This window comes from Legionella santicrucis, assembly GCF_001468135.1.
GTDB classification, from domain to species: Bacteria; Pseudomonadota; Gammaproteobacteria; order Legionellales; family Legionellaceae; genus Legionella; species Legionella santicrucis.
In genome coordinates this window covers 414452-428955 of sequence record NZ_LNYU01000085.1, presented here as the reverse complement: position 1 = coordinate 428955, position 14504 = coordinate 414452, and the positions used below count along the sequence as shown (strand labels likewise).

The window sequence follows — 14504 nt, the reverse complement described above, 5'->3', positions numbered from 1 at the left end:
TTATATGAAATACATTTAAAATCAGCGAGTTATTTCTTATCCTTTCTTCCTTTATTTATTTTTTCAAAGTTTTTTGTCCCGTACAAAGTGAATTCAAATTAAGTTGTCTGGAATTAATATTTACTTAACATCCTTCATTTTATAATGAAGATATTGATGTTGTTTGGGATTAATTATGTCTTTCACGCTTACTTTATTGGGTACTGATACCCAATTTACGCCAGATCACCTTGAAAATGCATATGATAGGGCAGAAACATTAAGTTACATTTCCACGCTAATTAACAAAGAATCAACAATGCCTACGGATGATGTGACTCGTTTTAGAAATCAAGACGTAGCTGTGATTGATGGCCCTACTACTTTGGGTTCAGAGGTTGGAGATAGAATTGCACGGGGAGTTGCTGCAGTATTAGAAGCAATAAGCCGAGGAGAAACCAATATTAGTGTCATTGCTCATAGCCGCGGCGCTGTTGAGGCGATATTGGTTGCTCATGAGTTAGAGCGCTTACAAAATCTAATAAAAGAAAAGGGATTAAATAGTTTTAGTCCTGAGATTTTAAATAGTGTATGTAAGTATACTAAAACGGCGATGTCTGGCTCCCATAAAGGTACTTTTGAGAGTTTAAAATGGGATGAAATCAGTAAACATATAAGTGATGTAAAAATATCTATGTTGAATATCGATCCTGTTCCTGGAGGAAATTATGTAGGAGTTACTCATGTTTCTTCACTGGCCTGGAGAGATCCTCGTTTTTATGAAGTACCAAAAATTGTTAAAGAATATGAACAGATTGTTTATGAGAACGAGCGTACACGTTGCTTTAAACCAATTGTACCTAAGAGTGTTTCTCCAGAAACTAAATTTAAACTGCAAAGTTTACCAGGGCATCATGGAACAGGTTCAGGAAATCTTTTGGATCAACAAAGAGGTAAGAATCCCTCCGAAAAATCCACAGCCCATGTACAAGAGCTCGCTGTGGTTAAACTGATTGATTTCTTAAAACGAAATGGAGTAAACATTACTCCACGAGCACAGAAAGATGATCCGTTTGCTGAATTAATGTCGGATCTATTTGAAAAGGAATTTCCTGCTTGGGAAAAACGATTAAAAGATTTATATTTTAAATTGTATAATCAGATTATCGAAAATAGGGAGGCTTATTTAAATTACAATAAAACTTCCTATGCAGTACTTGGACAAGAACAAGCCTTACTTAAATTAATATGGAATGTTACTGATCAGCGGATTGTTCATCATCAAGCTCATAATGATACTTTTCTAGACGCGATTATTCCCCCAGTTCCAGATGGGCATTTTCTTAATTACGAGCATGCTCGTATGCATTTAAATCATGAGTTAGGTTTATCAGATAATATTCCTCTTAGTGAGACTTTGGATATTGCCATGCAACGTCTGGTCAAAATTTGTGAACACACAAAAAAATTGCAAGAGTTGAAAGATTTGAAAAAAAAGGAGCCAAAAGCAGAGCTTCAGAATATGAATGAATCAATAATGTTGGATAAAATTGCCCATGCTATAGATTCTAAAGAGGGGTTTGATTTACTTTTACAAGGTATAACTACCCTTATTGAAGAGGTAAGACAATCCTATTTACAAAATAAATTAATAAACCCTGAAGAACGGTTAGCTGTTTACGAAGCAGTCCAAAGAACATTTTCTGTGTTTTCAAGTTTCACTCAAAATGATTCCCATAATGAATTGGCTAAGAAGATTTTTGAGCAATTAAAATCTGATTTAGAAGCTACTTTGACCATGAAACGCAATACTTTAACAGGCCAATACTGGGAGCTTGCAAATAAATTAAAAGAAAAACAATTTCTTAATGAGTTAGATGGTAAAATTCAAAAAATTATTGATAACTTAGAAGAGAAGAGAGTAGAGGGAAATACCTTCGAAAATGAATTATTAATAGAAAGGTTAAAAAGATTTACATCAAAATCCAAACAACTTCAGGAAAAAAATCCACTGTCTTATGAGGTGAAACAATTTTTGGATCAAGAGTTTTCAGAGTTGTCCAAACTTGAGTTTTCTAGTGAGTTAGCTATAAATAGCCGTGAGTGGTCTTGCCTATTAATCGATGAAGCTGTGGATGAAAATCTAACTTATTTATTACCTCATATTATTCAAGAAGTTATTGCATCTTCCAATGAACTCGATAAATTTAGAAAAGCGCTTCCCGACTTTAAAGTACTTGATAATAGCCTTAATTATGAGCAATTTGAAATAGAGTTGGAAGAATATAAAGCGCGTGTCATTTATCTAGTAGCCCAATACATCCATCGTCATAAGATACCTTTACAAAATGTTAAAAAGATATTTGGAGATGAAAATCAAGAGCTTTTCCAACAAATTGAAGGACTATCTATAGGAATGGGGGTTGTTAATCCTTTAGTGTTAACTATTGAAGAAAAATTACATGTGATTCAAGAGTTATCTTCCACTAATGAACAACAAGCGAATCAGATAGCGCTGTTGGCTCAAGATAGGCAACAACAAGCAGAATTGATTAATAAATTAGAGCTTAAGGTTGAAGATCAAGCAACACTGATTAGTAAGTTGCAGCTTGATGCTCATAATCGAGATGAATTAATTACAAAGTTGAATCTTGATATTGGAACGCAAGCTAAGCTCATTAAGGCGCTAAAACTTACTATTGAAGAACAAGTAGAACTGATTAAGGGTTTGAGACTTAAGGTAGGGGCGAAAGCCGAAATGATTAATAAGTTAGAACTTGGTATGACACAGCAAGCGGAACTTATTAAATCATTAACCTCTGGAAAAGAGGAGAAGGCAAAACTGATTGTCTTGTTGACTGATGAAAAGGATAGGCAAATACAATTGGTAAATGCCTTAACTTCTACTAATGAAGAGCAACAAAAGTTAATTGTTGAATTATCTAGAGCAAACACCCTGCTTGAGGAGGAGAATCGTAATCTTCGTGGAAATATAGTTCATCTCAATCAACAATTGAAAATATTAGAAGCAGAACAAAATACTACAGCAACGGTTGATGATGAATATGAATTTAATCTTCAAATCATTATTAAAAGAGAACTAACTCCATTAACTAAGGATTATTTAATTCATTTAGCTAAAGAAATAAAAAAATCTGTGGATCCTGCTCTGAATATTAATGACTTTCCTAACCTTGTTCAAAATGTGAGAAAAATTCAAAGTTGGCCAGAAAATGAGTCTATTAAGATTCTTAAGCGAAAATTTGATAAAGTTAGCGAGTTGTATGACATACTTGAAACAAAGAACAAGCCTAGTGTCAAAGTTGGCCAATTCTATAATAAGTTAAATGAAGCAGAACGGCTTATCCAAGCCCATCGAGATCCTGCATGGAAAAGATATACAATGATCGCCCTAAGTATATTGGTGACAGGTATTCTTCCTGGCTTAGGCGTTCTTGCTTATTCCGCAATAACCGGTAATACACCAAAATTTTGGCAATCTTCTGGGCAAACATTCTTTCAAAGTGCTAAAAAATTGGAAAATACCGACGTTAATCCTAATCCAAAAGATGTTCCTGTTAGAGGATTTTAGGAGTAAAAATGTTTAAATTTATGATTGCCCAGCTGCAAAGCAAGCCGGGCTGCTGATTTCAGGCCATCTAGACCCAACATACTTTTTTATAAAGTATACAATCGTGCTAATTCTGATAAAGATTGATCAAGTGTTTCGAGAATGAAATTCGCTTGATCCCTATTAATTGTCAACGGTGGTGCTATTCGAAAGACGTTACCAAACTGTCCTCCTTTTCCAACTAATAACCCTTTATCCTTACACAGATCCATTAACTGAAATGCTTCATCAGATGCAGGCGTTTTTGTTATGGGATCTTTGACGAGCTCAATCCCTAAAAGCAAACCGCGACCCCGAACATCTCCAATGAGGGGATGTTTTTTCTGTAATTGATGAAAACCATCTTTTAATAGATCGCCCATAATACGTGCATTTTCAATAAGCTGTTCTTCTTTAATAATTTCTAATGTAAGCCTAGATTGGATCATTTGTAATGGGTCACCTGCAAACGTATTAAAATACGTTTTACCAGTCATTGTTTCAGCAACCTCAGTTTTCATAAGTATTGCCCCAACTGCTGCGCCGTTACCTAATCCTTTAGCCATGGTTACCATATCTGCATCGATATCTAAAGTTTTGGTAAGTAAAAGATCACCACCTCCACGGCCTGCTCCAGTTTGTACCTCGTCACTGATGTATTTACCACCGTAGTTATGAACAATACGAGCGACCTCGGTAAAATAGTCATCAGGAGGGGTAATAAAACCACCTACGCCCATGACGGGTTCCAGTATAAAAGCAGCTATTTTTCCGTGTGTCGAATTTTGAATGGTTGTTTCAACATTTTTCGCACATTCCAGGTTGCAACTTCCAGGTTTTTGTTTAAAGGGACAGCGATAACAATAGGGTTCAAGAGCCGATGTTACGCCGGTAACTGGCTGTCCCCTGAATCGCCAGATTGAATGGCCACATGAGGCAAGTGCGGCAGAGGTACCCCCATGATAAGAGTGGCGTACATTCACTACCATTGTTTCGCCAGTTGCGTGACGTGCTGCCATTATGGCAAGTTCATTAGCTTCTGAACCGGAGTTAGTAAAGGATACCCTGTCCATACCATTAGGTGCTTCCTCCAGCAAACGTTCTGCAGTTTCGACAGGTGCTTGATTTAAATAAAGAAGACTTGTGTGTTGAATTACATCATCCTCTAGTGCTTCAATAAGTGCTTTTTTGATCTTAGGATGATTATGGCCAGCTGAGATACAAACAATTCCACCTATGGCATCAAAGTAACGTTTTCCTTCAGAGTCCCATACATAAGTGCCCTGTGCTTTGACCAGTTGAATTGGATCTTTATGATAAAATCCTGCAGTAGGTAAAAAGTGTTCTTTTCTAAAATGAATAAGCTCTTCGTTCGAGCGTAGTTGTCTTTGGGCATTGTTCTCATTCATGAGGGTTGTTTCCTTTTATGTTTGTGAAGACTTGAACTTGTAAATAAAGAGCTTTTGCAGACTCCTTTTACTTCAAATTCTTGTTGATTTATTTTGAGATGTACATCTTTTGTCAGCATTTCTTGTTTAATGTTCATATATTTATCTTTCTCCTTTTTATATTTGTTATTAATAATAAGTCGGACAATATGATTAAAATCACGAGCAACTTACTCATTTTCCAATCTGCATAAACTTATTTGTGAATATGCGTCATGATAGATGCCATATTTCTTCAAAAATTAAAAGTGATCTAGACAAATTTAATTTTCTTATTTTTTATCTTTGGAGATGTGTATCCAACAATTGGTGGTGGATTTGGGTTATTTTTTGTTAAGTTGATTGTTACCTCAAATGTATTGATTTTGTTGTATAGAGAAAGCAATGGCTCTTTTGCTTAAAATAAATGTTGACTAAATCTAGTACTCAATACGGATCAAAAAATAGATAATTTTAAATCAAAATAGGCAAATAACTTGCATTAAACCATGTACAAAAGATAGAATGCGCACTTAAATAACAATTATTTTGATACTAAATATGCCACACTCCGCTCAATATCTTTATGATAATAAAAATGTTTTTGACTTTTTCGATGAAAAACAAATAGTTAATCTCCACCAAATACTGTTGGCTAAAGAGTTCCCAGGAAATATTCAGTTACTGGAAAAAGATGGAAAAGTAAAACCGTTAAATGAATGTACCCTGGATCAAATTAAAGCATTTAAAATTGCTTTAATAAAAAAAGCACATAGCGAAAATTTACATCCTCTTTTTATTGGATATATAACAGATATATTCAAATTATATGACGTCAAAGAAGCTATTACAGCTAAGAATGATTTATCCAGATCTTTAGCTCAAGAGTGTCAAGAATTGACTGATGAAGTGAACATTAAGTCTAATGAACTGAAAATCTTGCAGAATAATAACGGAACTAGGATTCAAGAGATTGAAAAGAAATATGCTGAATTAAAAGCTGAGAATAAGAAGTATCAATTTGGCAAAAATGCCTTGATGATTTTTACTATGCTAGCATTTTCTGTTGCAGCAGTTGTATCACCGCTTCCAGTAGTACTGACATTAATTGGACTGGGGATTTCAGGATTAGTCGGGGAAATTATTTTAGAAAAAAAAGCTAATGAATCAAACAATGATATGTTCGATACATATTCAGAAAGCTATAAACTAAAACAACCCATTGTTAAATTAGAAAGAGATCTAAAATATAAAAATAAGATTCTCTCTGAGTTTTCCGAAGAAAATACTGCATGCCAAAATGAATTACAAAAATTAAAGGAAGAACAATTAGCATTGGAAGAGAATGTATCTAATTTTAATCCAAATCAACTTGATTCAGCAAAAATTTTAATGCCTGCTTTACATACAGAAGGGATGTTTAAAGTAGATAATACAAAAACAAAATTAGCGCCATCTACCGAAATAGATATGCACATGGATAACGCTTTAAACTGTTGATGTAATAATATGAACACATTTTACCTTCGATGGCATAACAAGTCGTTGTGGTTGTTTTCCAAAGAGTAATATTGTTGCATGCATAGGTTTATCTTCATCTAAGCCTAATAATGCCGCCCCTCTACAAGGAGCAGCATCAAAAGGGCTTTTATTTGGGGGCTAACTCATCAGGAAGGAAAATAAGATAGAAGAAGGGTAAAAATGAATTTCCCTAGTTTACACCTCATAATACCAAATAATATCTCTTTCTCTTTGAAGAGAGAAAGGAAGCTTTCGTTCCAACTCATTAACGCAATTTTTGATATTAGATAGTAATTTTATAATATTGCGTAATCATAAAGAAAAATTTTGGAATAACTTAACAGTGGCCGAAGTTTTTAGCCAGCAAGAATTAATGCTCATTCTTATGAGGAATGGGCAATCATCAAATGTAATCTCTTGCTCAGATTTAGATAAGACTGTTGCTATAAAATAAATACTCATTGAAAGACTACTTTTCTTGATGAAGAAAATAAAAAATGGGATTCCTAGTCGAACAGGTTTCAATGGGCTATTTTTTCCTTCCACATCATTTAGGTTTTTCATCTCAAGCAAATAATGAAGAAGAAACAATTACTTTTATAACTAGAGTGAGTTGCGATTTTTTAAACCACAAACTTCAGATACTTTGAAATCCTCAAAGGAGTACTTATGATAAGATTATTAATTGATAATGATGGAACGATTGGGTCAGGAGAACCCCCTCATGTAGTTCGTAATGCAGCAGTCTTTGCTTTGGCTGCTCTCCCTTGCTATAAAGAAGTATCAATTTTTACCCATGGTGGGGCAAAAGGACCGACTTACGATCTTCTTATGGCTAATCAGATTTCTTTAGCGCAATTTAAAAAATTTGTATACACGGGTGCGATAAACGAATGGAGAGAGGCAGGAAAAATATCTAAGGTATATACAACTTATGACATTGCCTGGGGGCAAGGCCCAGGCCAATATTATGAAGACATGATTGCTCCAGTTGAACGTGCATTGATTGAGATCAAAGAAAATCTCGATAGGGGTCGTATTACACAAGAGCAAGCCAATGCGCGTTATGCTGAGTTGAAACCTCGTATGGAAAAAATGTCTCAATTTGAAAGAAATGGCGTTGCATTTTTGTATAATACAAAGAATACGTGGGGTAATCAGGCTTTATACGACACTGTTCCTGGATTGCAAAAGACATTAGAAGATTTTAAGGAATTTTTTATCAATAGTGGAGAAAATCAAGAGCCACTTAAAAAACTTGCGGAGCAATATAATCAACAAGTTCTCGAGCAAAAAAAAGAAAACGGTTTGCTTAAAGGACAGATGATTGATTTGCTTTCCACCATGGATCCACGCCACTCAAAAGAAAATGCAGCAGCTTATTTAAAATCAATCACTGATAGCAGTAATGGTACTGTGAATATAGCACGAATAGGAAGGTATCAAGGCTCCTATGAAGAAGATTTAGCGCCAACAATATACGAAATTACGAAAAAAGCATTAGGGTATAAACAAATTCAGCTTGAAAATCCCTATTTAGAAAATCAGATGTTTGATGATTCATTGGAAAATTTAGCCTGCATGGAGGCAGCTGATCATTCTTTAATAAATGGTGATTTAACCACCGCACTTATTACGATGCGAGAAGATCGTAAAGGAAAAGAGTGTACAATTAATGATCCTAAGACACATTCACTTCTTACACGCCCCTATCTATATACTGAAACAGAGATTTTAAATGAGCTTTGCACTCATTCTCCAGCGATGCAGAAAGAGTGTGAAAATGCCTATGAAATATGCCAATCGCTTGTTAGTCCTAATAATTACCCTCAAGAAAGAAGTTTTAATGCTGAGTGTAAGAGTATTGTTCAAAATGCAATGGTGCTATCAAAAAATAGCAATAAACATCCTATATGGCTTCAAGCTTTAAATGATATTCATGATCTGACTTTACCTCAAGCGTTAAAAGATAAGAAAAATTTGGACTACCTTATTGATTTGCTTGATAAGGAACCTCAGAACGCACCTCAACGTCTTTATGATTTAATTGATAATTTAGTTAAAAGTGGGGACCGTGAATTGACTCGACAAAATTTTAGAGACAGTTTTTCTTATTATAAAGTAGCGTATTTGTTTCTAGATCCAGCTTATGCCGATGAACATACTATTCATCAATTCAAGAAACAAGTATTTGAAAAGATGGAATATTCCTATACGAATGAACGTTTGCAATCACGCGATAATCATTTTGATAATAGCTATATTCACCAATTAAATGGACAGATTGAATCCAGCGGTGTCGAAGCTCGCCTGCGTATGGCTCAACTCTATATGGACTTACATCAAAATATTCATCGTTTTGCATATGCGAATCAGGGGATGTTTGGTTTTCGGCAATCGCTGTTTGCGAAAAATCACTCAAATCCAATGGAAAATGATTCATTGTTCTCAAAAAGAATCGTTGACTACCTCATTAAAACAATGGAAATATATCCAAAGGCAGAAAAAACATGTAAAACGAAATTAGCGACGCTCCACACAACTCTTTCAGCACAAACCTACAAAGATTATATTACGATAAAGCTTGAGTTGTACGAGCAAAATAAAGCTGCTACAGCATCAGTTATTCCAGAAGGTCGACTTGTTTTCCAGTAAAGGAGTCGTTATCAGCAAGAAAAATTACATTAAATTTGTCCTCAAAGAGCAAAATTGGGGGCAAATTTAATAAAGCCCAAAATCATTACTTCTCTGATATAACGTTTATATTTCCTGATGCCATAATTTTCTATCAAGATGAAAATAGTTCAAGTCAAGACTGTTTTTTTAATTTTTGTTTGTTTAAAATGACAATGCCTTAATTCTTTTCAAACGCCCATATCCTGTGGATATTTCTTCACGGAGAGGGTTGAATCTTTTCTCGAATTTTTGAATCTTTCCTTATTTTATCTGGGGTTTAGTTATTTTTAAATGAAATCTGCTTTTCTAAGTTATACACATTTTCTGGGGATAAGTCTGTTTATAGATTGTCAAACTCCTTGTGATAATTAGCAGTTAAAGAGGTGCTGTATCATTTTCCAGTATGTCTTTTTTGATACGCTACACTTGTATAAGGTTCAACAGAAAAAGATTTATTATGAAAGATAAAGGTAAAGATCTGCAAATAAGCAGTAATCCGAACAGTGTGTTTTCAACAGTGTCTTCTAAGGATCGTTTAAAGGATTTTGATGCAAGCAAACAGGACGCATGGTTAGGATATACTGAGGCAGTTATTAATGAATTAGGTGATCTATTTTCCTTCTTTCCGGAGAAGCCTCCAGTAATCCATAAAGATCTGCGTTGCCCAGAAGACTTATTATCCATCCAAGTAGGATGTACCTACGCTTGGTTAGCAAATAAAAGGCGAGAAGTAGCTAAAATTTTAAAACATGGTCCTTTAAGACATCAATTTGGGTTATTTAATAAACCAGGATTTGCATCCACAGATGAATTTAATTTAAATAGAGATTTACCTTCACAAAAAAATGAGATCTACGAGCACATTCATGAGTTAATCAATAAACCTACGGAGAACATTGAAGTAACAGAACAAAAAAATGATCATGAAGAGAAAATCAAATATATTATTCGCATTAAATTAACTGAGGATGAGCGCGCCAAATTACACGAAAAAAATACGAATTCTCTTTTCCCATTTATTGAAGATGAAGTGGTACTTACGATTACGTTGCATGATTATGGCAAACAAGACAATCGAACAACTCTTGTTATTGATCATTGCATGACACCTTTTGCAGAAAACTATGCTAGCAAATCCAGTTATTTTCAAGTCCAATTTGAATTAATTCAACCTTATTTTGAGTCATGTTGTAATTGGAACTCTGCTGAGGGCGTCGATGAGTTCTTAATTAATGCAGGAAAAATTGCTCATGGGCTTGCGCGATTGCAACCGGTTGGTCGAGGAAATTCTGCAATTGTAGAATGGATGATAAGAGGGTTAGCTAAAGCAAAAAATATTGAATTAGGACTTTTTAATCATGACGAATTAGGATGGGACTTTAAAGTCTTTTTAACTCCTGATATTGAAGTATATGCTCATTGGTTTGCTGAAAAAGCTTTTGCATCGCCTACGTTGATAGCAAAAGAAAGTATCTTATTAGGGAAGTGAGGCTTTTTTGATTATATACTGTAGGAGTTTGCCCCTTTTTTTATACAAATTTTATACAATTGGCAATTTATATTTTGATATAATGAATTTATTGAGCAGTAACCTCGACGGAGCAAAGTATGAAAGCAAAAGTTGGCAAATTAGGAGCCTTATTTGTAGAAAATTTAAGTTCATTGACCATTAAATCTCATAAAACAGATTCTGATATAGAAAGCATTAGGAAAGATACCATGATATCTAAAGTCGAACCCAAAGAGTCTTCCATTGCATTAGCATTACAACAATTTAGAAAAGAAGCAGAAAAAAAAGAGGCTGCTGCTGAATCAGCAAAAGCGCGTTGTAAGATTTGTTTTAAAGAAACTGCTCCAGTTCCTCGTTGTTTCGGACATGGAGGTGGTGGCGGCGGTGGCGGTGGTGAGGGAAGTGGCTCTGGTAATACATCAGAAGAAAAAGCCAGCAAGGGTGATGCTAAATCCCTGAGCAAGACAGACCGATTAGTTGATGTTACTGAAGAGTTGAGTGGTGAGTTCGGTTTCATCGAAGGTAGTGAGGAAGACGGCACTGAGTCTCAGTTAGATAAAAAAAGTTATAATCCAGAGGTAATTGCTGAGCTAGTTGTTAAAGGATTATTAATTGTTAACACTGATCGCGAATTGATGACGCTGACTATTAGCTTGCAGTGTGATCCTAATTCATTATCAAGAGAACAGAGAGAAGAGTTAAAAAAATTTATGAGCACTATCATAAAGGAGTTTAATGGGTTTAAAGAACAACATCAATTATCAGATGATTGCATCAACACGGTTCAAGATGAAGAAGGAAATATACTTTCACTTCACATTAGCTTACCTACAGTAAAGCTATATGATGAATTTATCCAGAAGTTAGCTAATAATTTACTGCCCTCACAAAATCCAAAATTACAAACGAAGGATGAAGACAAGGAAACAAAAAGTTCTGTTCCTACACCTTTGTCAATGGAACCAAAACCATCTATTAAAAATAAGCACCATGTGCAAGATGAAACAACGCAAAATAAAGAGAAAAATGAGGCGTTAGAACTCTTTAATCCTTCTCCTTTTTCAAAAATGAAGCCATGGTAAATAATCGTTGTTGCATCATGTGTTGAAATATTAATTAGAAGCACAAAAAAGTAGGGTGTGTTGACAAGTCGCGGTACATAGGTGGAGGGATGAATTGTCAACGCGCCCTAACTTTTTAAAGTTAATATTTTCGAAATCATCTGGTGGAAAACTTGCACATTTTTAAGAAAAAGTGAAAATGATAAAAAATCCGATTGCTATAACACGCAAAGATTGGCAACAGGTAGCGAAACAAACTGAATCTGATTTTATTGAGATTGAACTTATTTGTTCTAATGAAAAAATACATAAAAGTCGCGTGGAGGAGCGTATTGCAGATATAGAGGGCCATAAACTACCTACATGGCAGGCTGTTTTGGATCGTAATTATGAGCTTTGGGAAAGCAAACAAATTGTAATCGATACGTCAAAGTATTTAATTGATGAATCAGTGGAGATAATTATGAATTTTATAGCCTTGGAGTAAATTTAATTACCATATTAATCAATATGATAAATCATAAAATCCACAATTGATAATAAAATATTATATAATATAATAGATGTTTAATTGGATACGGAGCTTTCGGCAAACGTGCGTGACTAAAGACAGGGGGATTAGTTAACCTACAGCCTCATTAATTTCAAGAGGCTACACCCCTATGAGTACAGGTATTGATCCCCTCTCGTCCGTTAAAGAGGCATTCTCTTAAGGCAAGGTAAAATTCCCGATTATCTATGAGCCAGTCAGAGGACTTTTGAAAAACTAGATAAGCAACCCAGGATAACGTTTATAGTGGCAGATTTTCTTGCTGCTTGGATTTCGTGTAAATCGATTATTTGAGCAGGCTCTTTAGATTGTCTTAACCAGCAACGCTATTGTTCTATTTTTAATGGAGTATTTTTTTGTGTCTCTATTTGTTAAGCTGATTGAGGTAAGATTATTTTAACGGAGTGTTGATGAGAGAAAGGATATGGAGTAGTTTGCTGTTATTAGGGTGTAGTGTAGCCTATGCCAGTCATGATTCTGTAGTTGAATCGTCTCAGCGATTGAGTTTTCCATCATTTATTTCAGCACTCAAACAAGCTCATATTGTATTTCAAGCGGGTGGTTATTGGAGCCATCAAGGCAAAGCGCAGCACATTGACATTGACGGTTTAATTGGTGATGACCTTACGTTAAGCAAACGGGATGGTTCAAATGGTCTGGTTGGTTTGGGTTATTATATAGATGGGCATAATTCGGGTCGAGTGCAATTCAGTTATGGCGTTAATTTCTTTTATTTGCCCAAAACTTCGGTATCAGGAGCAGTATTTCAAGAAGATTTATTCACTAATTTATCCTACGGTTATAATCTAACCCATTACCCTGTTTATGCGGCAGTGAAAGCCAAAAAGAGTCTTTCTGTTCCCAATTTGTTCTTGACTGTTGATGCAGGGATTGGTCCTAATTTCATGCGTGCTGGAGGATTTTCCGAGCATTCATTGGATGGAGGCATCACGACTCCTGATAATGCATTTTCAGGCCACACCTCCACTACGTTCAGTACCACCGCAGGCGTAGGTCTTCAATTAGCGAACGTGTTTGGCGAGATGCCTTTGGAATGCGGCTACCGCTTTTTTTATTTAGGCCAGGGGCGGCTTTCGAAAAACACGGATCAAATTATTAATAACCTGCACACCGGATCTTCGTATGCGAATGCCGTATTGTGCGCAGTGCGTGTTTAACGGTGATAAGAAATTAAGGGCAAATGATGAAACCTATAAATAATCTATTCATTCGAAATGACGCTATACCTTTTATCAACCTAATGTAACTCATTTAGAGCATTCAGAAGAAGGAAAAAGAACAACACTATTTTCTCCATAAAGTTAGTTTAGCAAGTTAAGACTGATAGGGAATAATCCAGAATTAACACTTTTGGTGGTTACTCCACACGACCCCTATATAAATTCCAAGCTCTTGAGTTAAAGGGCCTAAACCTCGTTTAAGAGCCCCAATAACGCTCGTGGTGATTCCAGATGAATGCCAACCCATTCCCATAACCGCACCAAATGATTGAAACCAAAATGGATTAGCTAAACGTCGCAAAAATTCATCTTTTCCATAATGATGAACAATAGCCTGAGCCATGATCACACCTAATTTAGCCATGCGCTCACTTAACCATAAAGGTACTTTGTCATAATGTAAGGGGAGATTTGCACCGCCTGTTCTTTGAATCATGTGTATTTTAAAAAGATTAAAAATGAATTATAGCCATTCAATACATGTACTTCAAATGTAGGATGTTGTAAATTAGCTTGCAAAAAGAGGGATAAATAATGATGAAAGGACGCCTTAATAAACTATCCATGAGCATACTTATGTTGCTCAGCTCATTGGCTCTGGCCAAACCAGGAAGCTTATTTAATGTTGTCCAATCTGGAGCAAATACATCGACTGATGTAACTTTATGTTTAAACGGCAAAGGACCTGTATCTTGTCAAAATTTTCATATCACGAAACAGGATTTACAAATTACCACTGTAGCAAAACACTATTATCCGAACGCAGGCATTAAAATAATCACTCCGAACTATGGTATTTCAGGGTGTTCTTTTAATGCGAAAACCGGATATTGTTTGTTTGCTATGAGCAATACAGTCGCAGCTACACTTCAGGTAAACTCCAACTTACCAAAACAAAATCAAAGTATCACCTTTACCAGCACACCGCC

At 35.3% G+C, this 14504-nt stretch carries 10 protein-coding genes; 8 read left to right on the top strand and 2 right to left on the bottom strand.

What is annotated here, in order from left to right; genetic code table 11:
- The first annotated feature begins 175 nt into the window (after positions 1-175).
- Positions 176-3571, top strand: coding sequence for an alpha/beta hydrolase (locus tag Lsan_RS17245; protein ID WP_058515353.1), 3396 nt, complete (start codon positions 176-178; stop codon positions 3569-3571).
- A gap of 86 nt (positions 3572-3657) precedes the next feature.
- Here Lsan_RS17245 and Lsan_RS17240 read toward each other — a convergent pair whose 3' ends face one another.
- Positions 3658-4998, bottom strand: a complete 1341-nt coding sequence (locus Lsan_RS17240) for an aspartate aminotransferase family protein (RefSeq protein ID WP_058515352.1) — start codon at positions 4996-4998, stop codon at positions 3658-3660.
- Between the two features lie 579 nt (positions 4999-5577).
- Between Lsan_RS17240 and Lsan_RS17235 the strand changes: the two genes are divergently transcribed.
- The 6 genes from Lsan_RS17235 (at position 5578) to Lsan_RS17210 (ending at position 13512) form a co-directional block, all read left to right on the top strand.
- Complete coding sequence (locus Lsan_RS17235; protein ID WP_058515351.1) at positions 5578-6516, top strand: hypothetical protein; 939 nt, start codon at positions 5578-5580, stop codon at positions 6514-6516.
- 690 nt (positions 6517-7206) lie between these two features.
- Positions 7207-9192: a hypothetical protein gene (locus Lsan_RS17230; RefSeq protein WP_058515350.1), complete on the top strand. Its 1986-nt coding sequence runs from the start codon at positions 7207-7209 to the stop codon at positions 9190-9192.
- A gap of 478 nt (positions 9193-9670) precedes the next feature.
- Positions 9671-10702 carry a hypothetical protein gene (locus tag Lsan_RS17225; RefSeq protein ID WP_058515349.1) on the top strand — a complete coding sequence of 344 codons (1032 nt, stop codon included), beginning with the start codon at positions 9671-9673 and terminating at the stop codon, positions 10700-10702.
- Positions 10703-10821: 119 nt separating this feature from the next.
- Positions 10822-11805 carry a hypothetical protein gene (locus Lsan_RS17220; RefSeq protein WP_237762181.1) on the top strand — a complete coding sequence of 328 codons (984 nt, stop codon included), beginning with the start codon at positions 10822-10824 and terminating at the stop codon, positions 11803-11805.
- Positions 11806-11983: 178 nt separating this feature from the next.
- The gene (locus tag Lsan_RS17215; protein WP_058515348.1) at positions 11984-12271 is read left to right on the top strand and encodes a hypothetical protein; all 288 of its coding nucleotides are present in this window, start codon (positions 11984-11986) and stop codon (positions 12269-12271) included.
- Between the two features lie 473 nt (positions 12272-12744).
- On the top strand, positions 12745-13512 hold the full coding sequence (locus Lsan_RS17210) for a hypothetical protein (RefSeq protein ID WP_058515347.1): 768 nt from the start codon (positions 12745-12747) through the stop codon (positions 13510-13512).
- A 184-nt stretch (positions 13513-13696) separates the two neighbouring features.
- Here the strand turns inward: Lsan_RS17210 and Lsan_RS17205 are convergent, their stop codons facing one another.
- Positions 13697-14011: a DUF763 domain-containing protein gene (locus Lsan_RS17205; RefSeq protein ID WP_058515346.1), complete on the bottom strand. Its 315-nt coding sequence runs from the start codon at positions 14009-14011 to the stop codon at positions 13697-13699.
- Between the two features lie 98 nt (positions 14012-14109).
- Between Lsan_RS17205 and Lsan_RS22715 the strand changes: the two genes are divergently transcribed.
- Positions 14110-14504 (top strand): hypothetical protein (locus Lsan_RS22715; protein WP_420324301.1); only part of this gene is annotated, 395 nt, incomplete at its 3' end.